The sequence below is a fragment of the Veillonella denticariosi JCM 15641 genome (genome assembly GCF_002959855.1).
GTDB lineage: Bacteria > Bacillota > Negativicutes > Veillonellales > Veillonellaceae > Veillonella > Veillonella denticariosi.
Genome location: NZ_PPDB01000007.1, coordinates 339,153 through 364,117 on the forward strand (window position 1 = coordinate 339,153; position 24,965 = coordinate 364,117).

At 42.0% G+C, this 24,965-nt stretch carries 18 protein-coding genes and 1 riboswitch; of the genes, 3 read left to right on the plus strand and 15 right to left on the minus strand.

The annotated features are described in order from the left end of the window. Positions 1-58: 58 nt before the first annotated feature. The 8 genes from VEHSUH05_RS07145 to ribD form a co-directional block, all read right to left on the minus strand. The gene (locus VEHSUH05_RS07145) at positions 59-1,303 is read right to left on the minus strand and encodes an adenosylhomocysteinase (protein WP_105091172.1); all 1,245 of its coding nucleotides are present in this window, start codon (positions 1,301-1,303) and stop codon (positions 59-61) included. A 53-nt stretch (positions 1,304-1,356) separates the two neighbouring features. Beyond that, a complete protein-coding gene (gene mtnA / locus VEHSUH05_RS07150) occupies positions 1,357-2,421 on the minus strand; it encodes an S-methyl-5-thioribose-1-phosphate isomerase (RefSeq protein ID WP_105091173.1) in 1,065 nt (354 codons plus the stop codon). Positions 2,422-2,451: 30 nt separating this feature from the next. Next, positions 2,452-3,246 (minus strand): S-methyl-5'-thioadenosine phosphorylase, encoded by a 795-nt coding sequence (gene mtnP, locus VEHSUH05_RS07155; RefSeq protein ID WP_038115097.1) that lies wholly within the window; start codon positions 3,244-3,246, stop codon positions 2,452-2,454. A gap of 110 nt (positions 3,247-3,356) precedes the next feature. After that, the gene (hslO, locus tag VEHSUH05_RS07160; protein ID WP_038115100.1) at positions 3,357-4,235 is read right to left on the minus strand and encodes an Hsp33 family molecular chaperone HslO; all 879 of its coding nucleotides are present in this window, start codon (positions 4,233-4,235) and stop codon (positions 3,357-3,359) included. A gap of 23 nt (positions 4,236-4,258) precedes the next feature. Next, complete coding sequence (gene ribH, locus VEHSUH05_RS07165; RefSeq protein WP_054673403.1) at positions 4,259-4,720, minus strand: 6,7-dimethyl-8-ribityllumazine synthase; 462 nt, start codon at positions 4,718-4,720, stop codon at positions 4,259-4,261. 68 nt (positions 4,721-4,788) lie between these two features. Then, positions 4,789-5,991, minus strand: a complete 1,203-nt coding sequence (locus tag VEHSUH05_RS07170; protein ID WP_105091174.1) for a bifunctional 3,4-dihydroxy-2-butanone-4-phosphate synthase/GTP cyclohydrolase II — start codon at positions 5,989-5,991, stop codon at positions 4,789-4,791. Positions 5,992-6,011: 20 nt separating this feature from the next. Next, positions 6,012-6,668, minus strand: a complete 657-nt coding sequence (locus VEHSUH05_RS07175) for a riboflavin synthase (protein WP_105091175.1) — start codon at positions 6,666-6,668, stop codon at positions 6,012-6,014. Next, entirely contained in the window at positions 6,649-7,863 is a 1,215-nt protein-coding gene (ribD, locus tag VEHSUH05_RS07180) for a bifunctional diaminohydroxyphosphoribosylaminopyrimidine deaminase/5-amino-6-(5-phosphoribosylamino)uracil reductase RibD (protein WP_105091176.1), read from the minus strand. The genes VEHSUH05_RS07175 and ribD overlap by 20 nt, the downstream gene beginning before the upstream one ends. A 73-nt stretch (positions 7,864-7,936) precedes the next feature. Beyond that, positions 7,937-8,052, minus strand: a riboswitch (FMN riboswitch). A gap of 162 nt (positions 8,053-8,214) precedes the next feature. On the opposite strand from ribD, the gene poxB reads away from it, so the two are divergent. Continuing rightward, entirely contained in the window at positions 8,215-9,957 is a 1,743-nt protein-coding gene (gene poxB / locus VEHSUH05_RS07185; protein WP_105091177.1) for a ubiquinone-dependent pyruvate dehydrogenase, read from the plus strand. Between the two features lie 340 nt (positions 9,958-10,297). Here poxB and VEHSUH05_RS07190 read toward each other — a convergent pair whose 3' ends face one another. The 4 genes from VEHSUH05_RS07190 to VEHSUH05_RS07205 form a co-directional block, all read right to left on the minus strand. Next, the gene (locus VEHSUH05_RS07190) at positions 10,298-14,113 is read right to left on the minus strand and encodes a PolC-type DNA polymerase III (protein ID WP_105091178.1); all 3,816 of its coding nucleotides are present in this window, start codon (positions 14,111-14,113) and stop codon (positions 10,298-10,300) included. Between the two features lie 2 nt (positions 14,114-14,115). Continuing rightward, the gene (gene holA / locus VEHSUH05_RS07195) at positions 14,116-15,093 is read right to left on the minus strand and encodes a DNA polymerase III subunit delta (protein ID WP_105091179.1); all 978 of its coding nucleotides are present in this window, start codon (positions 15,091-15,093) and stop codon (positions 14,116-14,118) included. Positions 15,094-15,104: 11 nt separating this feature from the next. Then, complete coding sequence (locus VEHSUH05_RS07200) at positions 15,105-17,081, minus strand: ComEC/Rec2 family competence protein (RefSeq protein WP_245875946.1); 1,977 nt, start codon at positions 17,079-17,081, stop codon at positions 15,105-15,107. A 175-nt stretch (positions 17,082-17,256) separates the two neighbouring features. Then, positions 17,257-17,823, minus strand: a complete 567-nt coding sequence (locus tag VEHSUH05_RS07205; protein ID WP_105091181.1) for a ComEA family DNA-binding protein — start codon at positions 17,821-17,823, stop codon at positions 17,257-17,259. Between the two features lie 112 nt (positions 17,824-17,935). Here VEHSUH05_RS07205 and VEHSUH05_RS07210 point away from each other — a divergent pair, with 112 nt between their 5' ends. Further along, positions 17,936-19,165: an aminopeptidase gene (locus VEHSUH05_RS07210; RefSeq protein ID WP_054673800.1), complete on the plus strand. Its 1,230-nt coding sequence runs from the start codon at positions 17,936-17,938 to the stop codon at positions 19,163-19,165. Between the two features lie 132 nt (positions 19,166-19,297). Here the strand turns inward: VEHSUH05_RS07210 and VEHSUH05_RS07215 are convergent, their stop codons facing one another. From VEHSUH05_RS07215 to VEHSUH05_RS07225, 3 genes are all read right to left on the minus strand, one after another. After that, positions 19,298-19,777, minus strand: a complete 480-nt coding sequence (locus VEHSUH05_RS07215; protein WP_038115121.1) for a deoxycytidylate deaminase — start codon at positions 19,775-19,777, stop codon at positions 19,298-19,300. Positions 19,778-19,855: 78 nt separating this feature from the next. Continuing rightward, a complete protein-coding gene (gene leuS / locus VEHSUH05_RS07220; RefSeq protein WP_105091182.1) occupies positions 19,856-22,324 on the minus strand; it encodes a leucine--tRNA ligase in 2,469 nt (822 codons plus the stop codon). Between the two features lie 91 nt (positions 22,325-22,415). Further along, positions 22,416-23,957: a glycosyl hydrolase family 18 protein gene (locus VEHSUH05_RS07225; protein ID WP_105091183.1), complete on the minus strand. Its 1,542-nt coding sequence runs from the start codon at positions 23,955-23,957 to the stop codon at positions 22,416-22,418. Between the two features lie 167 nt (positions 23,958-24,124). Between VEHSUH05_RS07225 and lgt the strand changes: the two genes are divergently transcribed. Further along, positions 24,125-24,952 (plus strand): prolipoprotein diacylglyceryl transferase, encoded by an 828-nt coding sequence (gene lgt / locus VEHSUH05_RS07230; RefSeq protein WP_105091184.1) that lies wholly within the window; start codon positions 24,125-24,127, stop codon positions 24,950-24,952. Positions 24,953-24,965: the final 13 nt, after the last annotated feature.

Sequence of the window (24,965 nt, forward strand, 5' to 3'; positions counted from 1 at the left end):
GCATTGCAACATAAGCCTTTTCTAAGCACTTACAGATTTCGCTCTGGCAGAACTTATATCAGTTTACTTTTGTCAAATAATCGATTTGTTCCTGCGTTAACGTGTCCAAATCATATCCCATGGAATGTAATTTGATTTTTGCAACTTCTCTATCCAGTTCATGAGGCAATACGTATACTTTTGGTTTCATATTGGCACCGTTATGCAAGATATGTTCCGCTGCCAATGCCTGCATAGCGAAAGATAAATCCATGATTTCAGCAGGATGACCATCACCGGCCGCAAGATTTACGAGTCGACCTTCAGCTAATACATATAGTTTGCGACCGTCAGACATCGTATATCCTTCAATATTTTGGCGTACACGTTCATGACTTACAGCAATCTCTGTGAGATCCTTTACATTCACTTCGCAATCAAAGTGACCTGCGTTACACATGATAGCCTGATCTTTCATTACTTCATAATGTTCTTTTACGATAACATCTTTACAGCCTGTTACGGTACAGAAAATATCCCCCACCTTGGCAGCCTCAATCATAGGCAATACTGTAAAGCCGTCGAATACAGCTTCAATCGCTTTGATTGGATCCACTTCGGTTACGTATACATGGGCCCCCAGGCCCTTGGCGCGCATGGCGACCCCCTTACCGCACCATCCATATCCGGCAACAACGACATTTTTACCCGTTACGGTAAGATTCGTCGTACGCATGATGCCGTCCCATACGGATTGTCCCGTACCATAGCGATTATCAAAAAGATATTTACAATACGAATCATTTACGGCAATCATAGGGAACGTCAACTGTTTTGCGTGTTCCAATGCATATAGACGATGTACACCCGTAGTCGTCTCCTCACTGCCGCCTATGAGACGTTCCTTTGCATCCTGGCGCGAAGTATGTAATAAATTTACAAGGTCTCCGCCGTCATCGATAATAATATGAGGTTTGTGATCAAGTGCCTTATGGAGAAAATTGAAATATTCTTCATCCGTACAATCATACCAGGCGTATACGGTGATTCCCATGTCTACAAGCCCTGCCGCCACATCATCCTGAGTGGATAACGGATTAGACCCTGTTACGATGACATCGGCACCGCCGCGTTTTAATACGGTTGCAAGATATGCGGTTTTAGCCTCTAAATGAACACTTACCACGATGGTTTGTCCTTTGAAAGTCTGCTCTTTTTCAAAACGATCGCCCAATGTATTCAATGTAGGCATAAAATTGGAAACCCATTCAATCTTCTTACGTCCTTCTGGAGCAAAATTAATATCTTTAATCAACGACTGCATGATATCTACCTCTATAAAGTTTCTTATATAAATCTATGAAAAAATAAATACAATTATCTGTTCTGTACGATGTGACACAATTTACCGATAGATTCCTCAAAATCAGGTGTAAGAACGCCTTCTTCCGTGATGATGGCCGTAACCAATTCATGGGGGGTCACATCAAAAGCTGGATTAAGTACATTTATGCCCTCCGGTGCAGTTTGTATGCCGTGAAACGATGTAACTTCATAAGCATCACGCATTTCTATCGGTATGTCACTACCATTTTTTAAAGTAAAATCAAATGTACTGTACGGAGCAGCCACATAAAACGGAATATTGTGGAATTTTGCGAGAACGGCCAAACCATAGGTGCCGATTTTATTGGCTACATCACCTTTTGTGGTAATACGGTCTGCACCGACAATTACAGCATCAATTAATCCTTGTTGCATCGCATAAGCCGCCATATTATCCGTTTCCAGTGTAACGGGAATATCGTCCTCATGTAATTCAAAGGCCGTGAGACGTGCCCCTTGGAGTAGCGGACGCGTTTCATCTGCATAAACGCGTTCTAATTGACCTGTTTCATATAATTTACGAACAACACCCAATGCCGTACCGAGTCCGCCCGTAGCTAGTGCCCCCGCATTGCAATGCGTCAGAATACGCAAATTGCACTGACCTTCAAATAAAGAAGCCCCGGCCTCGGCCATACGTCTGTTAAGACCTACATCTTCTTTGTGAATCGATTCGGCTTCGGCCGTAATAATTTTTATAATGTGCTCCATGTCAGATGAAGTTTTAGTCTCAGCTTTCACCAGGTTTACAATGCGCTCTACGGCCCATGCCAAATTAATGGCTGTAGGACGTGTTTCCTTAAGCCTTTCACTAAAATCATAAAAAGTAACTAACTGCTCGTTAAACGGAGCATTAAGTCTTGCCGACTCCATAGCTGCCAAAATAAGACCATAGCCGGCAGCAACGCCTATGGCGGGAGCCCCGCGAACACGAAGCATTTTAATCGCCTCTGCCACCTGACGCCAATCGGTGCAGTTAATATATGAAATCTCCGTAGGTAATTTCGTCTGATCCAATAAAATTAAAGTAGACTCTTGCCACTCAATATTATTCATAGATCCTCCTTTGTGCGGTTCAGAACCTTATTATAATTTAAAGCCGCCGTATTCGTGCATACGATTATGTGCATCATAGCGGGCATTCACATCGATAAGATCAATGGCCCCCAGAATAAGAGATTTCAGTTGTGATGCCATATTCGCCATCATTTCAACCACCTCTCCATGCGTTAGGACATCATCGGAAATTCCTGCGGCATAATTTGTAATCATAGAAATAGTGGAATATGCCATTTCCGCCTCATTTGCAAGATTTACTTCAGGCACATTTGTCATACCTACCGTATCGCCACCAAGCATATGGAACATCTTAATTTCGGCCGGTGTTTCAAATCGTGGACCCTCTGTGCATACATAGGTCCCGCCGTTATGAATAGATAAACCTTGTTCTGTACCAACCTTTTTCAGAATATCCCGCAATTCCGGACAATATGGATTGGTTACATCTAAATGAGCCACCGGACGATTACCGCCTTCATAAAATGTGGTGATGCGGTTTTTGGTAAAATCTAAGAATTGATCTGTTAATACAAAATGACCGGGCTTAAAGTTTTCGTTTAATGAACCTACAGCGGTCGTAGAAATGATAAAGGTGACACCTAATTTTTTTAACCCCCAAATATTAGCACGATAATTTATCTTGTGCGGAGGGATCGTATGATCTTTACCATGTCGGGCCACAAAGATAACGGTCTTTCCGTGGTATGTACCTTGTACATAATCAATTTCACCATATGGTGTCATTAAAGATTCTTCATGAATATTTTCAAAGATAGATGGATCGTATACACCGGTACCGCCGATTACACCAATTGCACTCATAGTAACCTCCTGTAATTAATACATGTTCGTCTTTATTGTCTCACAGAATAGAAAAAGAGGCTATAGCAAAAGCTTATAGCCTCTATAATTTATAATTATCTTTACAAGCCTTATTGTATGGGACCTTTCGGGCTGAACATCTCTTTCAATTCCTCGCGGCTGAAATGATATTTTTCATTACAGTAATGACATACAAGTTCTGTCGTTTCGTCTTCTAAAAGAGCCTTTTTATCTTCTTCACGCAATGTCATAAGGACGCCGGCAAAACGGTCTCGACCGCAACGACATTGAAAATGAATCGGTTCATTATATACTTCATTAACAGTCAGTCCATCGAGCACTCGTTCTACAAGGCCTGTACCATCCGGATGAGCTTTTAAATATTCAGTTACAGGACCTAATTCGTTGATGTTTTTTTCTACTTGCGCCAATGCCGCATCCGTTGCATCGGGTAAAGCCTGTACGATAAATCCGCCGGCTACGATTGTGTGATAATCAGGGTCAACCAATACACCGAGGCTGATAGTTGACGGCACCTGTTCGGAGGCATACAAGTAATAAGCTAAATCCTCCGCTACCTCACCACTTTGGATAGGACTGGCGGATGTATAATCCTGTGCAAGCTGTGTGAAACGAGTCACCTGCACCTCGCCTTTATGACCGACCGCGGCACCTACATCAAGCTTTCCTTCATATTTAAGCGGTATATCCACATGTGGTTCATCCACATAGCCGCGCACCGTATTATCTGAAAAAGCATCCACATGGACAACGCCAAGCGGTCCATCACCTTTAATGCGAAGGCTTACATTTTCATGATTCTTGAAATCTCCGGCTAATAGAATGGCCCCTGTCATGGCGCGACCTAACGCAGCCGTTGCAACCGGCCATAAATCATGGCGTATACGTGCTGTTTCAACCGTATCCGTTGTAACGGCCAATGACATACGGACCCCTTCACGAGTGGTAAAACGTTTTATATAATCCATTCCAGTATTTCCTACACATTCTATTAGATTTGATCGATAAGGTTAACCATTTCGATGGCGCCCATAGCGCAATCATATCCTTTATTCCCCGCCTTAGTACCGGCACGTTCGATAGCTTGTTCAATATTTTCTGTCGTAACGACACCGAACATTACAGGAATACCTGTTTCCAAGGAAACATGAGCAATGCCCTTTGCCACTTCATTACATACATAATCATAATGGGTTGTAGCTCCACGGATAACGGCACCTACACAGATTACGGCATCATAACGTCCGGACAAAGCAGCCTTTTTAGCGATCAACGGGATTTCATAAGCACCGGGAACCCAAATTACGGTGATATCTTCCTGTTTTACATCATGACGTAATAAGCAGTCCTCTGCACCACCGATCAACTTTGTCGTAATAAATTCGTTAAAACGAGAGCCGATAATAGCAAATTTCTTACCGGTACCTAATAAATTACCTTCCTGAACCATCATGTTATAACCTCCTGTATTTCTTTTCAAAAGAAATTTTATTATATGAATAGTAAAGAAGCAGATATGAGTTAATTCTCTAACATATGACCCATTTTCTCTTCCTTTGTCTTTAAATAGCCTGCATTAAATTTATTCGCCGCAATGATGAGCGGTACTCGACTATTTACATCGATTCCCCAATGCTCCAGGCCATGGCGTTTTTCCGGATTATTCGTCAACAGACGAATACTCTTGATGCCCAAGAAACGGATAATTTGAGCCGCCAATGAATATTCACGCATATCTGCAGGAAAACCTAATTGCTCATTAGCCTCCACCGTATCAAGACCTTGCTCCTGTAATGCATAAGCCTTAATCTTATTGGTTAATCCGATACCACGACCTTCCTGTCGCATATAGACAACTACGCCTTTGCCTTCTTTCTCAATGGCACGTAATGCGTGATCCAATTGCTCGCCACAGTCACAGCGTTTTGAACCGAATACGTCACCTGTCAGACACTCGGAGTGAATACGTACGAGTACGTTATCACAGTTCTGTACATCGCCCTTAACGATTGCTAAATGTTCTTTGTGGTCCAATTCATTCTTAAATACGAAGATATTGAAATCACCGAATTTTGTGGGCAACTTAGAGCAGGCTCCCAATTCTATCATATCTTCATGTTGTTTACGATATTCGATAAGTTCCGCAACAGATGCGATTTTCAGATTATGTTCCTTTGCAAAGGACAGTAAATCCGGCAAGCGAGCCATATCACCGTCATCCTTTGTTATTTCACAGATGACAGCCGCCTCCTGTAGCCCGGCCAGGCGACAAAGATCAATAGATGCCTCAGTATGGCCTTGACGAACTAAAACGCCCCCCTCTCTGTAGACAAGCGGAAATACATGTCCAGGTCGACGAAAATCTTCCGGTTTAGCATTCGGGTCTAACAGTTTTTGAATTGTATACGCCCGTTCCGCCGGAGATACGCCCGTTGTGGTATCTGCATGATCCACGGTCACCGTGAAAGCCGTCTCGTGATTATCCGTATTTTTAGATACCATTGCAGGAATGCCCAATTTTTCAAGTGCTTCGCGACGCATCGGTGTACACACGATACCGCGTGCATATTTTATCATGAAGTTGATATTTTCCTGATTGGCAAATTCAGCGGCGATAATGAGGTCGCCTTCGTTTTCGCGGCTTTCATCATCGACGATGATAACAGGTTTACCGACCTTTAGGTCCTGTAAAACCTCCTCAATAGAATGTAATTGTTCACTCATGGGAACACTCTCCTTATTACTTATATAAATCCATTCTCTACAAGGAGGGAATGCATTGATTTTTCTTCTTTATTTTCAGTGGATTCAACACCGACATTCATAAAATGACGTATATAACGTCCCGCAATATCAGTTTCCAGGTTCACCTCTGTACCGATATGCGCAGTACCTAGTACAGTTTCACTCAATGTATGAGGAATAATTGATACGGAAAAACTACTATCTGTACGTCTCATTATGGTAAGGCTGATGCCATTTATGGTAATGGAACCTTTATAAATGACATAATCCATAACGGATGTTGGTGCATCAATCGTAAAAATTACGGCATTATCCGTTTGTTCACGGTTGATAATACGTCCTGTCCCGTCCACATGACCGGCCACAATATGTCCACCGAACCTTCCGTTTGCCGGCATGGCACGTTCCAGATTGACCGGTTGATGAACTTTCAGATTTGTAAACGTCGTCATTTTAATCGATTCGGGCATAACATCAGCCGTGAACACGTCATTCCCGATTGTCGTAGCCGTCAGGCACACCCCGTTGACCGCTACGGAATCGCCTATTTTTAAATCATCAAAGATCTTTTTACCACGAATTGTTATAGCCAAGGATTTAGGGCCTTTCTTAATATTTTCAACACGGCCGATTTCTTCAATGATTCCCGTGAACATAAGCGCCCCTCCTTCCCTGACGATATGCTTCGATGCGAATATTATTATCAATCACCGTCGCTTTCGTGAAAGTTAATCGAGGTGAAGCGTCTAAACTTTCAAAACCTCTGCCGCCTACAGCCGGTGTCGCATCGATACCACCGATAAGCGTATCACCGATATAGGTAACAATCTTATCAAAATTCATCGTTTCTACAAAGGAACTGATGATTGCGGATCCCCCTTCAACTAAAAGGGATGTATATCCTAAATCGCCCAGTTTTGTAAGAACATCATCGATAGATAATTTTTTTATATCGATGAGAATGTCCGTTTTATGACTCTTACGTGTAGATGTGGTCTCTATAACCGTAATAATCGCCCCGGCATTTTCAAGGGCCTTAATACGTTCCTTAGGACAACCGTCGGATACGAAAATATGCACCGCTCGCTCCTTCACATCAAAAACACGACTTGTAACAGGCGTTCTACCCAAGCTGTCCAGAACGATAACATCCGGTTGATGAACCGGAATAGGACTATTGAGAATACCATTATCCAACAAGGAATTACCTAACTCTTTGTCACTGAGACGACAGTTCAGTTGCGGATCATCGGCCAACACCGTACCGATGCCGATAAGCATCGCATCATGTGTGGCCCGCAATACGTGACCGTCACGCCGTGATGATTCATTTGTAATCCATTGAGATTGACCGGTGAAAGTGGCAATTTTACCATCCAATGACATGGCGCTCTTTAAGGTGACAAAAGGCTTCCCCGTTTGAATATAGGTAAAAAAATGCTCGTTCAATCCGCTACATTCGTGTAAACAAACTGGAGATACTATCTCGATACCTGCCTCTTTCAACATGGCAATCCCCTTACCCGATACGAGCGGATTCGGATCAGTGCTGCCGATAACAACCCGCCGTATACCAGATTCAATAATGCGTAGTGCACATGGAGGGGTCTTGCCGTAATGAGAACAAGGCTCCAAGGTTACATATAAAGTCCCCCCCTCTGCCCTGTCTCCGGCTTGATCCAAAGCATGAACCTCCGCATGGGCGGTACCCGCTTTATGGTGATACCCTTCACCTACTATTTCATTATCTTTAACGATTACGGCCCCTACCAGCGGATTGGGTGCCGTATGGCCTGCGGCCAGTTTTGCCAGTGCAATGGCGCGTTTCATATATACTACGTCATCCATCACATATCACCTCAATAAAAAAAGGACTATAATATAGTCCTTCGGGTCATCATAAATAGCACATACCTATTATGTGCTCCGTCTTTTCTCATCCAGACTCTACTGTCGGTATCGGAATTACACCGATTCGTACCCATAAGGCTCGCGGACTATACCGCCGGTAAGGAATTTCACCTATCCCCAAAGACTCATCTATTTTGTTTATGAATTAATAGTAACACTTTTATAAGCCTTATGCAAGGATAAGACAATTGTAACATTTCTCACATAATTAGTGTTTGAACAGGTTTAGTATAGATTATATGGTTTAATAAATCATGATTTTGATATTTATTATTAAATATAGGTGATAGTATGGCAAAAAAACGTATTTCGGATGTTCTAATAGAAGTTCTTGCCGATGCGGGTATAGAACGAATTTATGGTATTACAGGAGACAGTCTGAACTCTGTAAACGATAGTTTACGTCGCAACGGTAAGATTGCTTTTGAACATGTACGCCATGAGGAAACTGCGGCCTTTGCCGCCGGTGCTGAAGCGGGATTAACGGGCAAGCTCACGGTATGTGCGGGGAGCTCAGGTCCCGGAAATTTACATTTAATCAACGGTCTATTTGATTGTCATCGCAACCGTGTGCCCGTATTGGCGATTGCCTCTCACATCCCTCAGTCTGAAGTCGGTTTGAGTTACTTTCAGGAAACACATCCGGAAAATCTGTTTAAAGAGTGCTCTTGCTTCTGTGAACTGGTATCCAGTCCTAAACAGATGCCGGAAATCTTATTCCGAGCTATGAATGCGGCCGTAGGCAATCAGGATGTTGCAGTTATCGTCCTTCCTGGCGATATTGCAGTTATGGAAATGGAAGTTGATGAATTACCGGTATGGCACCATCCTAAATTACCTCATATCATCCCGCAACGAAGTGATATAGAAGAAATGACAGCTCATCTTGAATCCGGTAAGCGTATTACCTTATTCTGCGGTGCAGGCTGTGAAGGGGCTCATGACGAAGTTGTGGAACTGGCTAAACGTTTACAGGCCCCTGTTGTACACGCTTTCAGAGGCAAAGAATGGGTGGAATGGGATAATCCGTATGATGTGGGTATGACGGGTTTATTAGGATATACATCAGGATATCGTGCTATTGAACAATGTGATACTCTTGTTATGCTCGGTACAGATTTTCCGTATCGTCCGTTCTATCCTGAAAACGCTAAGGTTATTCAAATCGATAGAGATCCTGGCGCCTTAGGACGTCGTGTTCCTTTAACACAGGGAATTATAGGCAATGTGAAGGATACTTTGAAAGAGTTGTTACCACTGATTTCTCAACGTGACGACACGGAATTTATCGATACAATCCGCAAGGCCTATAAAAAATTCCGCTCCGATCTTGACAGCTATGCTGTGGCAGAACCGGATGGTGTAGCTATTCACCCTCAGTATTTCGTTAATCGTCTCAATACATTAGCTGCTGAGGATGCAATTTTTACCTTTGATGTGGGAACTCCTGTCATTTGGACGGCACGCCATCTCAAAACCAATGGAAAACGCCGCATTCTAGGTTCCTTTAATCATGGATCCATGGCTAATGCTATGATGCATGCCATAGGGGCGCAAAATGCTTGTCCTAATTGCCAGGTCATCTCCCTCTCCGGCGATGGCGGTTTTACGATGATGATGGGTGAAATGCTTACACTTAAACAGTTAAATCTTCCTGTAAAAGTATTTGTATTCAACAATGAGGAACTGAGCTTTATCGCCATGGAAATGAAAGCCTCAGGATATCTTGATTACGCAACGGATTTCGTAAATCCGGACTTCGGAAACCTCGCTGAAGCAGCCGGCATAAAAGGCATCAGCATTGAAAATTCCAGTGAGGTAGACGAAAAAATAAAGGAAGCACTTAACCATAACGGACCTGTTATCATCAATGTGCGCGTCGATAAACAGGAACTTGCTATGCCTCCTAAAATTGCATACCAGCAAGCTAAAGGATTCAGTAAATATCTGATTAATGCAATCCTTGACGGACGTGGTACGGAACTCAAGGAAATGGCCAAAACAAACTGGATGAAATATAAGTCCTTATATTAATAATTGGCGTTACAATTTAATCCTGCAAATCTTTCAAAAAGGGTGTCATCATTTGGTGACACCCTTTTTGTTGACTGATTTAACAATTGTATACGCTGATAAAGTCCCATATCTATTATTGTTTATTAACGATAATAATCATCCTCATAATCATCTTTATATCTTATTTCGTCAATCTGCGAGGGAGTCAACATATTCTCCAAATTCATTAAAATACACACCTGGGATATCCGATACGTCCAAATTAAGATCAAAAGACTTTAGTAATTTGCTAACCATTCTTTATATCTCCTATCTGACCAAAGATTTGATATCTTATAAAGTGCTTAATAAGTTCATATTACGCCCCGAAGAGCGACATTTGTTCATCTTCAGGTAATTCACCACAACATTTGAGGTCTTTCATAAGATCAATGATAGTATTGGATACTTTACAACGGCGCTGCAAATCCTTCAAGGAAGTAAACGGTTTTTGCTCCCGTTCCTCTACTATGGCATCCGCAACCTTTTCGCCCAATGAATCAATAGCTAAAAACGGCGGTAATAATGCACCGTCCTTAATACTGAATCGTCGTGCCTCCGAATGCTGTATATCAACATTACTGAATCGATAGCCACGCTGGTACATTTCCATTGATACTTCTAAAGCGGACATGAGATCTTTTTCTCTCGGGCCGGCTGCTTTATCCAGAGCTTTTATCCGATTAAATTCCGCTAACTGAGTCTTAAGATCCCCTGTCATAATTCGTAAATCAAAGGCCTTCGCCCGAATAGAAAAGTACGCCGCATAAAATGCGAGCGGATGATATACCTTAAACCATGCGATACGGAACGCCATCATTACATAGGCCACCGCATGGGCTCTAGGGAATAAATAAGAAATCTTTTTACAGGATTCAATAAACCATTCCGGAATATTATTATCTCGCATTTCCGCTTCAAATTCCGTCGTGGCTTCACCTTGTTTATTCCGCTTTTCAATACCCTTACCTTTACGGACATTTTCCATAACAAAAAAGCTATGTTTCCTGTCCATACCGCGATGAATCAGAAAGTTCATGACGTCATCACGGGTAGAAATGGCTTCATTCAATTTACAGGTTCCATTTTTAATGAGATCCTGTGCATTATCAAGCCATACATTAGTACCGTGAGAGAATCCAGAAATACGCACCAAGTCCGAAAATGTTTGCGGTCTTGAATCCTCAAGCATACCGCGTACGAATTTAGTACCGCATTCCGGTACAGCAAGGCTCGCCACCTGATCCCCCTGTAATTGTTCAGGTGTTAATCCGATCCCCTCCGTAGACGAGAATAGACTCAATGTCTTCGGATCATCAAACGGTATCGTTTTCGCATCTATACCTGTTAAATCCTCTAACATACGAATAATAGTCGGATCATCATGGCCGAGAATATCAAGCTTCGTCATACGCCCTTCGATAGAGTGATAATCGAAATGTGTTGTAATAACACCGCTATCCTTTTTATTCGCCGGATATTGAATCGGCGTAAAATGATGCACATCCATATCACGAGGACATACCATGATGCCCCCCGGATGTTGTCCCGTCGTATTCTTTACATTTGTGAAGCCTTTGGCAAGGTTCTCGAAAAAACCGTTACGAGCCTGTATTCCACGCACTTCGGCATATTTTTTTACATACCCGAAAGCCGTTTTATCCGCAATAGTACCAATGGTTCCCGCTTTAAATACATTATCACGTCCGAAGAGTTCCTCCGTATATTTATGGGCCTTCGCCTGATAATCACCGGAAAAGTTAAGGTCGATATCAGGCACCTTGTCCCCTTCAAAACCGAGGAAAATGGCAAACGGAATATCGTGACCGTTGGTTTCTAGATCGTGACCGCATTCAGGACATTGTTTGCGAGGCAAATCAAATCCGCCCGCATATTCACCATTCTCAAAGAATTGTGACCACTTGCAATGCGGACATACATAATGAGGAGGCAACGGATTAACCTCCGTGATTTCTGACATGGTAGCCGCAAAGGATGAGCCTACGGATCCACGGGAACCAACAAGATATCCGTCATCAAGTGATTTTTTAACCAACTTGTGAGCAATATAGTACAATACACCGTATCCATTGGTAATGATACAGTCCAGTTCATAATCCAGACGCTCCTGTACGACACGTGGCAACGGATCTCCGTAAATCGCCTTCGCATTGCGATAACACATTTCTGTGAAAGCCTCATCGGCACCTTCGATTTTCGGTGAATATGTTCCGTCAGGAACCGGCTTAATCTCTTCGATACTGTCATTGATAGCTCGTGTATTTGTCACGACTACTTCATAGGCTTTTTCCGGAGTCAAATAAGGGAAAGATGCCAACATTTCATCAGTTGTACGCAAATGAAGGTCCGGTTGCTCATCAGCATCAGGATAGCCGCATGCAGTAAGCATAATTTCGCGATAAATTTTTTCTTCCGGATGCAGGTAATGTACGTCACAAGTAGCGCATACAGGCTTATTCAATGCTTCACCAAGCTCTATGACAGTCTTATTCATGTCGATAAGAGCCTGTTCATCAGGCATCAAGCCTTTACGAACCAGGAAGGTATTATTCGTATGCGGTTGAATCTCCAAATAATCATAGAAAGAAGCGACTTCTAGCAATTCCTCTTTCGTCGCCCCCCGAACGATGGACTGCATCAGTTCACCGGCTTCACAAGCGGATCCAATAATGATTCCCTCTCTATGTTCTTCGATGACGGAACGAGGAATACGGGGACGAACCTTGTAATGTTCCAGATGAGAAATAGAAATCATCTTGTAGAGATTGCGAATACCTACCATATTTTTCGCCAACAGAATAATATGGTATCGTTTATCCTTAACCTTCGGTTTCTTCTTATCTAGTACAGGCTCTTCATCACGTTCTACGGTAGCATCATCGATGAGATATCCTTCCACACCGTAAATTACCTTAACGCCCAATTCCTTACCGAGGGCTTGCGCTTCGGGGAATGCCTGCACTACACCGTGATCAGTAATAGCCACGGCCGGGTGTCCCCATTTTTTCACGGTTTTAAAGAGATCTTTAACGGAAACAAGGGCGTCTTTATCGCTCATCTTAGTATGTAAATGTAATTCAACTCGAGAATCCGGACGATCTTCCGAACGTTCAACGGTACGATCCACTTCTTTAATACTGCGAATTGATAAAACGAAATCTTTGTCAAACCTATCTTCATAGGCGACATTCCCCTGTACCATAACGGTTTTAAGACCTTTGAGCCGCTTTAACAATTTATCGCCATCCTCAGGGGAATCTGTAAATTTGATAAATTTCATGCTATTCGTTTTATCGCAGATACTGCCTGAAACAATGGATTTTCCGGTCCGTGTATCCCGTTTTTCAAGTCCTACAAATACGCCTTCAAAAATAACACCGTTTTCATTGGACTGAACGGACATAATTGAAACCGGATCTCCGTCAAAGCGTGGACCTACTATCATACCTTCCTCAGGAGGTATCTCCTTCGGTGCACGACGAGGATATTTTCCGTCTCCGTTACCGGCCTTTACCGCTCCTTTTAAATTTCCTCCTTCAGGTGACAGTGATTTCATGCCGGATTTCTTTTGACCACTGCTGATAGATGCAACCGTATTACATTGCGTTGATGCCGCTGCAGTTTGTGCTGGCATCACAATGGGACTATTATCAAAATAACCTAATTCTACAGCTTCGACGAAAGGAGCAAAATCATCCTCCTCATCATATCCATCGTAACAGTCTCGATGACTTTCCGCTTCCGAGTCCTGTATGCCTGCAAAGGATTGCCCGTATTTAGGACGCAATGCAGCTTCCTTCTCTTCCCGACGAGCTTCCGCCTCCTCAATCCATTCACCGGCACCACAGCCGCCACCGTAATAATACGTGTCCAGTCCTTCTCCCGTTTCAGTGTCGACCTTCCAGGCAAAGCAGCAAGCCGTATCTGTATTTGTAGGAATAGCATCAAAGGAAATATTTTTTTCCTCATACCATCGAGTCAATCGCTCACGAAGACTTAACAATGTTGTAAAAGCTGAATCTGCAGCCTGAATGGTGACTTGTTGACTATGGCAGTTCACATAAAATGAAGATTTCTTATTCTGTTTTGGTACAACACGATAACGTACTTTCATCTTTATCCTTTATACCCACAATAGGTTATACATAAATCTCTAAATCGCCATATATCGCCCTTACTGCTGCGACTGTCGAGTATAATTTCATACAGGCCCTTCAATAGAGCACGTAATGCTTTAATCGATATACGTGAACTCGCTTCATAGGCCAGCTTAATCGGATACGGCTTAAAGGACGAATTATTATCCTTACATAAATTTTCGATAGCTTTTACGGACATACCGGCCTGACGACATTCGCTGACGAACAGCTGCAGACGTAATTGACCTTCAATATAGCTCATGGCGCGGTCCAGTTCCTTATAACTGAACATAAACGGAAACAGTTCCAATAAGGTATTGATGTCGCGTTTCAATAACGCTTCCTTAAAGGCGAAAATATTTTTTGCTCCGTAGTCACTGCTGTTTTCCTCAAGAAACTCTTTCGTAATGACCTTTTCACCCGTAATTTGTAAAAAATATCTGTCAAACTCGGTTCGCATAAAAGAAACCGGAACATCCTTCCACAGGTCTATAAGATGAGACACATATTCCTGTGCATCAGGGAGTAGTTTAAATCCATGAGATGTGCAATATTGACGTATCCACATCACAAGGTCGGCCCCTTCAAGACGTTTACATTGATGATTGGGAATTTTATCCAAAAGCTCTTTATTCTGCTTAATTCGTTTATCGATCATATCATGATAGATAAGCACTATCGGATTATCACCTTTATAATTTGTGAACAGTTCATATAAAGGGGTCCATGCATCGCTGTTTTTACCGCTTTTACGAATAATAGGCAGGTTTACAAGGCAAAATACCTTCTGATCTCCAAACAATGAATCTTCACAAAGTTGTTCACTGATTTTCTGTGACCCCGCCTCATCATCGAGGACCACTACGGGAAGGTCCGGATATGTAGCGAGGAATTTTCGTTTTTCTTCTTCTATCAACTGCGGTTCATCACCGTAGATAAGATAAATTTGTGCCATATATCCCCCTTTCACAGATGTACATCACCTATAAATTTATATCCTAATATATGAATATGTTCATCAGACGGATCCACATCACGCATAGCGCCACGAGCGCTGCCGAACAATATTTCACTGCGTGGAGCCTGCGCAAACAGCTCATCGATGACATGCGACCGACTCGTTATAAAAACCGTATGAATCTCATCATTTAATTGTAGATTTTTTTCCGCTCTTTGTCCATTATATACCATAATTTGTGCCATATGATTTTGATATAGCACAGTAGATTTTCCGTTACTGTGAAAGTAGATAGCCTCCACGTCATGAGGCTTTACACCATAGGCACGAACCGCATTATAAATATAATATTCATTGGGGGCCACCTTAATATGATCCGGAGCATCAATATATAGATATGCCTTTTCATGATTTGGCGTTATGCATAGCAAAACATTACACTGCTTCATCGGTATGTAGTGAACAATACTGTCTTTATGATATTGTGTCAATATAATGGAAAGCATATATGTAAAAATCATTAAGCCAGAACAAAGGAAAACTAATTTTCCGGACCGATTCGTTTCCGGTTCTAATAAACAGGTAAAAACATAAAGAAAAACATAATATAAATAAACGCAACAAGGCTCCATCATACCGGTCCAGACCAGGCCGATATGACTATGACTCAGCAAATGATTTATATATAAGGAACCGCGCAATAAAAAGTCTATCATGCACCACAACCATGGTATCGTCACAATATAACTGAGTAATACGGTGCAGACTATACACATGATAGCTATATCTAATAACGGTGCGACTATACATGCCGCTATAATACCTACGAGACTTATATAATGAAAGTAATATAACTGTAGCGGCAATATTAATAGTTGCGCCGACAGGTATAGAACCACGGGTGCTTTCAACCACGAAGGCAACCATTGAATGCGCTCATATAACGTGGTTCCCCATAACAGTAAACCGTAAGTGGCCCCAAAGGATAGTTGAAAGCTCACATCCAGTACGGATAAGGGGTCATACATAATGCAGCATATGGCACAGATACACAAAGCCTGTTTTGCCTGATAAAAACGACCTTTTATATATGCAATACACAGTAGTAAACACATCAATGTGGCACGTACCACAGGGGCGCTACCGCCGACAATAGCACAATAAAAAATCGCCATACACACACCGACTATAAGACAGGTTCGTTTTTTCAGTCGTAAGAGACGTCCTATTCCGTAAACTAGTGCAAGAAGCAAGGCTATATGTGAACCTGATATAGATAGAATATGAATGAGTCCCGTATAGGCAAAGCTTTTCATCGTTTCTTGGCCCAATTCATTATAATGGCCACCGAGAAATAACGCCTGAGCCAGAACCTTAGCGGTTCCTGTCATCTGTTGACCGATTTGCGTGTCCACAGACTGTCGAACGGTGCCGCAACTATGCAAACACCATCGATATACCTTGGCGATTACACTCTCTGTGTATCGAAATGTCTGAATATCCTGAATCGATGCTATGCGATACATAGCATCGTACATACGCCCCGTCTGAAAATTACTGATATATCGACCACGCCAGTTAATGCGTCCCTCCTCCTCCACCATGAACAGAGATTTCGGTTCGCCTGTGACGACGGCTCTATCACCTAAGCATGGCTTTATTTCAGAATCTATTACCTTTGTATATACGGTTATAACACCCTTTCCCATTGTATATACATCCTCAGCGGTTTCTTTAAAGGGGTGAACCTTTTTTATCTCAAGATCATATTTATAATACGAAGTATCATGGAGCACTGTTTCCTCCGGCGCAGACGTAACTATCCCCAAGTATTCTCCATCCTGATGTAAATAATAGGCTTCATATGAATTGTAATCCAGAATAACTCTGGATATATGCCAATACGATATAAAGCTGCTGCCAACCATAATCATGATAGCTAAAATAAAATGTCTAACGGAACATCCTTTCCATACTGCTTTCACCACTGTTATACACATGTATCCAGCGCAAACGGCCACTATGTAATACATATTATGCAATATAACATAATGCTGTCCGTAACCTGATACTATGCCGCATATCATAGCGCATAAAATGAGATGAGCCCATACGCTGTGGGTAATTGTATATCCTGAGGATATGTGACGATTCTTATCGTCAAATCGTAATCTTGTCATGAATTTTCTTAAACAGTCCATCCCCAATTCCCTTCACCTCCTTGATGCCTTCAATGGACGTGAAAGGTCCCTTTTGATTACGATACTCCTCTATGCGTTTTGCCGTGGCAGGGCCGATTCCCGGCAATGTATCAAGATCTTTGATTGTGGCCGTATTGATATTGATTTTTTTACCTCTCAGCAACATTTCAGGATTACCGTGAAAGTTAAATATCACATGTACATGATCCCCTCCACTGACACTCTCAGCCATATTCAGCGAATCCACATCGGCGTACGGCAGCAATCCGCCTGCAAGGGCAATCAGATTACCTACCGTAGCATTCTCTTCTATTTCATAAAGTCCAGGCGTAGCAACGGCTCCGCTCACATAGGCAACAGGCTTATGGTTATTGTCTGACGTTATCGTTGCTATCTCCTGATTAACTTCATCGCCACCTGGCAATTCAGTGCCCCCATCTGTTATAATAGGCCATAGGAAATAAATTCCTACTAAAATACACAGGATTAATATAGGTATCATAAATCGTTTCAACCGTTCTTTCATAATGCACCTCCTATGTAAGGATTTCCTTATGAAAGAAAAAAATCCTACCGGTGACACTATTGGTCACCTCAGCAGGATTTTCACGATTAATATCGAATATAAGGAGAATTATATGAATCAAGATACATTACGAAAATACGCTCGTACACTATTGCAGTCCGGCGTAAATTTGCAAGAGAATCAAACCCTCGTCGTTTCAGTAGATGTGGAAAATAAAGATTTTGCTGTCATCGTCACGGAAGAAGCGTACCGGCTAGGAGCTAAAGAGGTTGTAGTAAATTGGCGCTCTTCCCCGATTACACGACAACGCTTATTGCATGCGAAAGCGACTGTATTGGAGAATCCGGCTAACTGGATTCCTGTATTCTATGAACAATACATAGACGATAAAGCAGCCTTTTTATCATTAATCAGTGCAAACCCTAATGCACTTACAGGCATTCCTACCGAACGAATTTCACTGCAATCTCGAAATCTTAACAAGGTATTATCCTTCTATCATACGGCGATTATGAATTCTACTGTCACCTGGTGCGTTGCCTCCGTACCTACGGTACTATGGGCCGATTTATTAGGCTATAAGGGTACCGATGAAGAGAAAATCGACCAGTTATGGCAGACCTTATTAAAACTATGCCGTATCGAAGGCATAGAGCCTAAAGATACATATAAACATCATATGGCTAAATTACGCCATCGCCGTGAAGCATTAAACAAACTGGATTTGAAAGCATTGCGCTATACTTGTGAAAACGGAACCGATTTATTGCTTGAACTGCCGGAAGGTCATATTTGGCAAGGCGGTGAAGAACAATCCAAAGACGGTACTGTTTTCAATGCCAATATACCGACAGAGGAAGTATTCTCGGCACCGCAATACAATGGCGTCAATGGCGTTGTATACAGTACAAAACCGCTCATCTATCAGGGCAATACGATTTCCGATTTTTCCTTTACTTTCAAAGAAGGCAAAATCGTGGATTATACGGCAAATGAAGGTCTCGATGTACTGAAAGAATTAGTGGAAACGGACGAAGGTTCACTATATTTGGGTGAAGTCGCCTTAGTTGATCACTACAGCCCTATTAGCCAGTCCAACCAGATTTTCTATGAGACTCTATTCGATGAAAATGCATCCTGTCATCTAGCGATCGGTGCGGCCTATCCGACATGCCTAAAGAATAGCGACGGCTTATCCGAAGAAGAATTAAAAGAGCGCGGTTTAAACCATTCATTAACACATGTGGACTTTATGATCGGTCATGAAAAAATGAACATCAAAGGCTATACACGTGATGGTCAAGAGGTTGATATTATGGTAGATGGTCACCTGCAATTTTAATATAATAAACCCTATCTATTGAATGATATGAACCTTTTCAAATGGATAATCCATTAAAAGGAACTCATCATAAAAATATCAACAGATAGAGTTATTTATTGTATATCGATGAATAATCACTTATATCGTGTCTTACAAAGTAATATTTAAAGTCCGTCCTGTAGCCTGATATTCAATGATATCCACACCGGCTGTTTTCAGCATACGTTTAGAGGCTTTAACCTCTTTTGTATCCTTGTAGAGATCATCTCTATATATTACAGCCTTGATACCACTTTGAATAATTGCTTTGGCGCATTCATTGCAGGGGAATAAAGTAACATAAATTTTAGAGCCTTCTAGCGAGCCTCCGCGATAGTTTAAAATCGCATTCAGTTCACTATGAACGGTGTAAAAATATTTATTATCGTCCGCTGTCTCCCGTTCCCATGTAAAATCATCATCACTACAGTTTAAAGGCATTCCGTTATAGCCGATGGACAAAATCTTATTATCATTGCTTACAATACAGGCGCCTACCTGTGTATTCGGATCCTTTGAGCGTTGTGCCGCTAAAATGGCAACCCCCATGAAGTATTCATCCCAAGTAATATAATCACTGCGTTTTGCCATACTTACCTCACTTAAATAAGCCCCCTTCTACCTATGTAGTTGGGGGCTTACATTTTCGAACAAATAGTATATCGTTATTTATTTTACAACGATATTTACAAGCTTACCGGGTACGTAAATAACCTTTACGATATTTTTACCTTCTGTAAATTCCTGAACACGGCTGGACTCTTTAGCCATAGCCTCTAATTCTTCCTTCGTTATATTTACAGAAACAGTTAATTTATCACGTACCTTGCCATTAACCTGTAACACGACCTCCACTTCGTCTACAACGAGAGCGGATTCCTCATATACAGGCCAGCTTTCTGTATGAATGGATGTAGTTTCACCCAATTCATGCCATAATTCCTCGGTCATATGAGGAACAAACGGTGCCAAGAGAAGTAATAAGGAGTGAGTCAATTCATTCGCCAATGCGCTATTTATGGACTCTGCCTTATCCTTGTGTGCGTACATCGCATTGACAAGTTCCATGATAGCGGAAATGGCCGTATTAAAGTTAAAGTTATTATCAAGATCTTCCGTAACCTTTTTAATAACGCGGTGCAATTCACGACGCAATGCCACCTCATCTTTTGTAAGTTCACCTGTATTATGTTTCTGGGCTTCCGTATGATACGCGTCTACGATGCGCCACACACGGCCTAAGAAACGATACGAACCTTCAACACCTTGGTCGGACCAATCGAGATCACGATCTACAGGCGCTGCAAAGAGAATAAACAGACGCGCGGTATCGGCGCCATAGGTGTTGATGATTTCCTCAGGAGATACCACATTACCTTTGGACTTAGACATCTTGCTGCCTTCCTTAAGCACCATACCTTGTGTCAATAGTCCGCGGAACGGTTCATTTGATTCGATAAGACCTAAATCGTGAATAACCTTCACAAAGAATCGGGAATACAATAAATGAAGAATAGCATGTTCGATACCGCCGATATACTGGTCAACATTCATCCAGTAGTTAGCAATTTTCTTATCAAAAGGCGCCTTATCGTTCTTCGCATCCGTATATCTCAAGAAATACCAGGAAGAATCGATAAATGTATCCATCGTATCGGTCTCACGACGTGCGGGACCTCCACATTTCGGACAGGTTGTATTCAGGAAGCTTTCAGACGTCGCCAACGGAGATACGGCGCCTGATTCGAATGTAACATCCTCAGGCAAAAGTACAGGCAAATCTTCTTCGGGAACGAGCTGTTCACCACATGTTTCACAATATACGACAGGAATCGGCACGCCCCAATAGCGTTGACGGGAAATTAACCAGTCGCGAAGGCGGAAATTGACTTTACCTTCACCGATGCCTCGTTCATGGAGGGCTGCGGTAATATTTTTACGAGCCTCTTCGGAGGTTTGACCGTTAAATTCTCCGGAATTTACCAAGATACCATCTTCATGATACCATTCCTGCCATTTTTCAAGGCTGTACTCTTCACCGTCACGGGCAACGACCTGTTTAATCGGCAAATCATATTTATGAGCGAACTCCCAGTCACGTTCATCATGTGCAGGAGAGCCCATGACAGCGCCGGTACCATAATCTACCAGTACATAGTTTGCAATCCAAACCGGCACCTGTTCGCCGGACATTGGATTTACGGCATAGGAACCGGTAAACATACCTTCTTTCGGAGCCTCTGTAGAGGTACGATCGATATCGCTCATGTTGCGCATCCGCGTAATGAACGCCTCCAGTTCCGCCTTGTTCGGAGCCGTGTCAATCAGGCGTTCCACATAAGGATGTTCAGGAGCCAATACGACATAGCTGACGCCGTAAATCGTATCTACCCGTGTAGTATATACGGATATACGTTCATTAATGGACGGCATATCAAAAGAAAACTCAGTACCTTCTGACCGACCGATCCAATTTTTCTGCATCAACTTAACGCGCTGAGGCCAGTGGTCCAGCGTATCCAAATCGGCCAATAAACGATCGGCATATTCGGTGATTCGCAAGAACCATTGAGATAAATCCTTTTTCTCCACCGGATTATCACAGCGCCAGCATGCACCGTCTATAATCTGTTCGTTCGCTAGCACCGTATGACATGTTTCACACCAGTTTACTTTTGCTTCTTTTTTATAGGCCAAGCCTTTTTTATAGAATTGTGTAAAGAACCATTGTGTCCATTTATAATAGTCTTCTTTACATGTCGCTACTTCACGGTCCCAATCATACGACAATCCGAGGGCTTTTTGTTGTAATTTCATATTCTCGATGTTATCAAGAGTCCATGTTTTCGGTGCAATACCATGCTTGATAGCCGCATTTTCTGCAGGCATACCAAAGGAATCCCATCCCATCGGATGTAATACATTAAACCCCTTCATTTTTTTGAAACGGGCTACAACGTCACCGATAGAATAGTTACGCACATGCCCCATATGCAAATTTCCCGATGGATATGGGAACATCTCGAGTACATAGTACTTTTCCTTGGATTCATCATATTCTGTCTTAAAAGTATGGTTTTCCTCCCAATACTTCTGCCACTTTTTTTCAATATCTTGGGCTACATATTTTTCGTTCATGTAGGGCCTCCTAAACAATGGCAACCTTAACAATTTGCCGATTTCTAATTAATATTTTTATTTTACTACTTACTATGAAAGCAGTCAAACTCTAGCGTTTTACGACTTTTATCGATTCCTGTTCCAAGCGTTTCTTTTCCGCTTTAGCCTTAGCAGCTTCTTCCTTTGCTTTACGCTTTGCCTCTTTCTTAGCAGCTTTTTCCTTCGCCTTTTTTTCTAAACGTTGTTTGTAAGCATCTACCTTCGATAATGATTTCTCCTCTGTTTTTACCGATTCATTAACTATAGCATCAGCAGATTTAGGTACACCTTTTCCCAGATCTCTTTGCTGAATCATGGCAATGGTTGATTCATCTTCAAAACCTTTACGCCATGCCGCAAAACCGCCCAAGTTCATGTCTTTGATAAGATCCAACTTAAATCCTAATGAGGTATTATCTTCAAACCAGATACGATCATGACTGCCGCCTCTAGGAATCGATAAATAATACAGTTTTAACTGGTCATCCCATTGCATTTGATCTTTATATGTGGAAAAATATTGCGCTGTATTTCGCATAGGTAAGGTTTCAGCCTTAGCATATCCGTTTGTATCTCGCCATAGGCGCATATAAAATGGAATGCCGAGTACAAGCTTGTTTGCCGGTACTTCATGAATCATTTTTTCCACATTTTTCCGCACCCATGGATAACTTGATACAGGTCCGGCAAAGGTACTTTTTGCCCACGTTTCATCATATGCCATAAGAACCACATAATCTACCGTATCGGCATAAGCCTTGCGATCATAGACCAAAGACCATTCAGGGCTGTTAGAATAACCGGTTACATCAATGGATGATTTAATATTATACTGATGTAGATACCCCGACAAATACGCTACGAATTTGGTCAATCTCTCCCGGTCGACATAATTGATATTTTCAAAATCAAAATTATATCCGTCAAAACCATATATATAAGCATATTGTACGAGGTTATGGGCATATTTTTTCCATAATGCTTCATTTGCCAAAATACCGCTCGTAAAGCCCGGATCAAATCGATTCGTAATCAATGGCCAGACGTGATAGCCATTCTTTTTATAAGCTTTCACATAGTCGACACTTACATTAGGGCTAGATTCGATACCTGTACTATGTAGTTTAAACCAGCTCGGTGAAATGATATTATCCCCACTGGTATTAAGTTTTGTTCTATACGGCGCCCCTTCCGTAGGCCACGGATCGAAAGCCCAAGCTAACGGTGTTTGTAATGTATACGATTCCTTAACATCTGTCGTATCAGCACCGGGACTCAAAGTAATACCGTCCTGATTTTTCGTATAGCTGACCCCCAACATCGCTGCACCGGATTCGATATCCACATAATTAGATCCGTTAACCTTTGTTACCGGTAATTTAACGGGTTCCCCCACATTAAAAGGATTGATGAAGATCGTATTACCTCTTAGTTCCAATTGTGGTACATAAACTGTATAGGATGTTTTATATTGATTCGTCTCATAACGACGTGTAGTAGTATTCAAATACTGATCCAGCGGTACCAAAACCTCCGCTTGTACTGCAGTAGTAGCTAATGCGGACAATACCAATGCTGTTAATGATTGAATAATTTTAGATTTACGGAACATTGAATCTCCTAACTCTAGTCTCTTTCAAAGAGCATAATAACAATTCTTATATTATACCATATTTATTTAGATTCACAGACATATGTTGTCATCAGCACATATGTACACTATAATTTAAATTGTATATTTAAAAAATATAATAACGATAAAGGTATAAGGAGATTTATATGCATCAATATCTATTTTTTATTGGAGATTTCCCGATCAGAGCCTATGGAGCCATGTTAGCATTAGCCATCTTATGCGGAGCCTCTGTAGCCTATGTTTTACTAAAAAAAGACGGCCGCGGCTGGCATGAACACATCGTGGATTTTTCAATTACCGTCGCCGTTGCGGGACTCATCGGGGCACGTCTCTGGGATGTGTTTTTCTTCGATTGGGATTATTACGGAAATCACCTATTGGAAATCCCCTTCGTTTGGCAAGGCGGCATGGCTATTCAAGGCGGTGTTGTTCTCGGTACGATTGCCGGTTACTGGTATTTACGAAAGAATAAAATCGATTTCTGGGCTTTCGCGGATATTTTTGCACCGGCCCTCATCTTAGCACAGTCCGTGGGACGCATGGCTAACCTGTTAAACGGCGATGCCTTCGGTCATCCTACAGGAGGAAATTTCGGTATTATTTATCCTGAAAGCACCCTTGCTTATCGCACATACGGTAACCAACCATTATGGCCTGCAGAAGTATGGGAAGGACAAATCGATATTCTCATCTTTGTAGCGCTGCTGTTATTCAGCTCGTTTAAACATGCTAAAGGACAAGTATTCATACTGTATGCCATCCTGTATTCAAGTGCACGTTTCTGCCTGGAATTCTTACGCGGTGATTATGTAGATTTAACGCTCGGTCTTAAATCGGCACAAATGACGAGTGTCATCGTTATCGTCATCGGTATTATTCTCTTCATCTATCTGGGATATTTGGAGAAAAAACAATTATTGGCTACCGAAACAGCTACAGTACAAAACACGAAGAAACATAAAAGAAAATAATGACAATAAGCCC

Excerpts from the sequence above, each read along its gene's own strand:
- VEHSUH05_RS07205 (WP_105091181.1), bottom strand. The coding sequence starts at position 17,823 with ATGAAAGAACGGTTGAAACGATTTATGATACCTATATTAATCCTGTGT.
- VEHSUH05_RS07190 (WP_105091178.1), bottom strand. The coding sequence starts at position 14,113 with ATGAAAGTACGTTATCGTGTTGTACCAAAACAGAATAAGAAATCTTCA.
- VEHSUH05_RS07215 (WP_038115121.1), bottom strand. The coding sequence starts at position 19,777 with ATGGCAAAACGCAGTGATTATATTACTTGGGATGAATACTTCATGGGG.
- lgt (WP_105091184.1), top strand. The coding sequence starts at position 24,125 with ATGCATCAATATCTATTTTTTATTGGAGATTTCCCGATCAGAGCCTAT.
- VEHSUH05_RS07170 (WP_105091174.1), bottom strand. The coding sequence starts at position 5,991 with ATGAGTGAACAATTACATTCTATTGAGGAGGTTTTACAGGACCTAAAG.
- mtnA (WP_105091173.1), bottom strand. The coding sequence starts at position 2,421 with ATGAATAATATTGAGTGGCAAGAGTCTACTTTAATTTTATTGGATCAG.
- holA (WP_105091179.1), bottom strand. The coding sequence starts at position 15,093 with ATGGCACAAATTTATCTTATCTACGGTGATGAACCGCAGTTGATAGAA.
- mtnP (WP_038115097.1), bottom strand. The coding sequence starts at position 3,246 with ATGAGTGCAATTGGTGTAATCGGCGGTACCGGTGTATACGATCCATCT.
- hslO (WP_038115100.1), bottom strand. The coding sequence starts at position 4,235 with ATGGATTATATAAAACGTTTTACCACTCGTGAAGGGGTCCGTATGTCA.
- leuS (WP_105091182.1), bottom strand. The coding sequence starts at position 22,324 with ATGAACGAAAAATATGTAGCCCAAGATATTGAAAAAAAGTGGCAGAAG.
- VEHSUH05_RS07225 (WP_105091183.1), bottom strand. The coding sequence starts at position 23,957 with ATGTTCCGTAAATCTAAAATTATTCAATCATTAACAGCATTGGTATTG.
- poxB (WP_105091177.1), top strand. The coding sequence starts at position 8,215 with ATGGCAAAAAAACGTATTTCGGATGTTCTAATAGAAGTTCTTGCCGAT.
- VEHSUH05_RS07175 (WP_105091175.1), bottom strand. The coding sequence starts at position 6,668 with ATGTTCACGGGAATCATTGAAGAAATCGGCCGTGTTGAAAATATTAAG.
- VEHSUH05_RS07145 (WP_105091172.1), bottom strand. The coding sequence starts at position 1,303 with ATGCAGTCGTTGATTAAAGATATTAATTTTGCTCCAGAAGGACGTAAG.
- ribH (WP_054673403.1), bottom strand. The coding sequence starts at position 4,720 with ATGATGGTTCAGGAAGGTAATTTATTAGGTACCGGTAAGAAATTTGCT.
- VEHSUH05_RS07210 (WP_054673800.1), top strand. The coding sequence starts at position 17,936 with ATGAATCAAGATACATTACGAAAATACGCTCGTACACTATTGCAGTCC.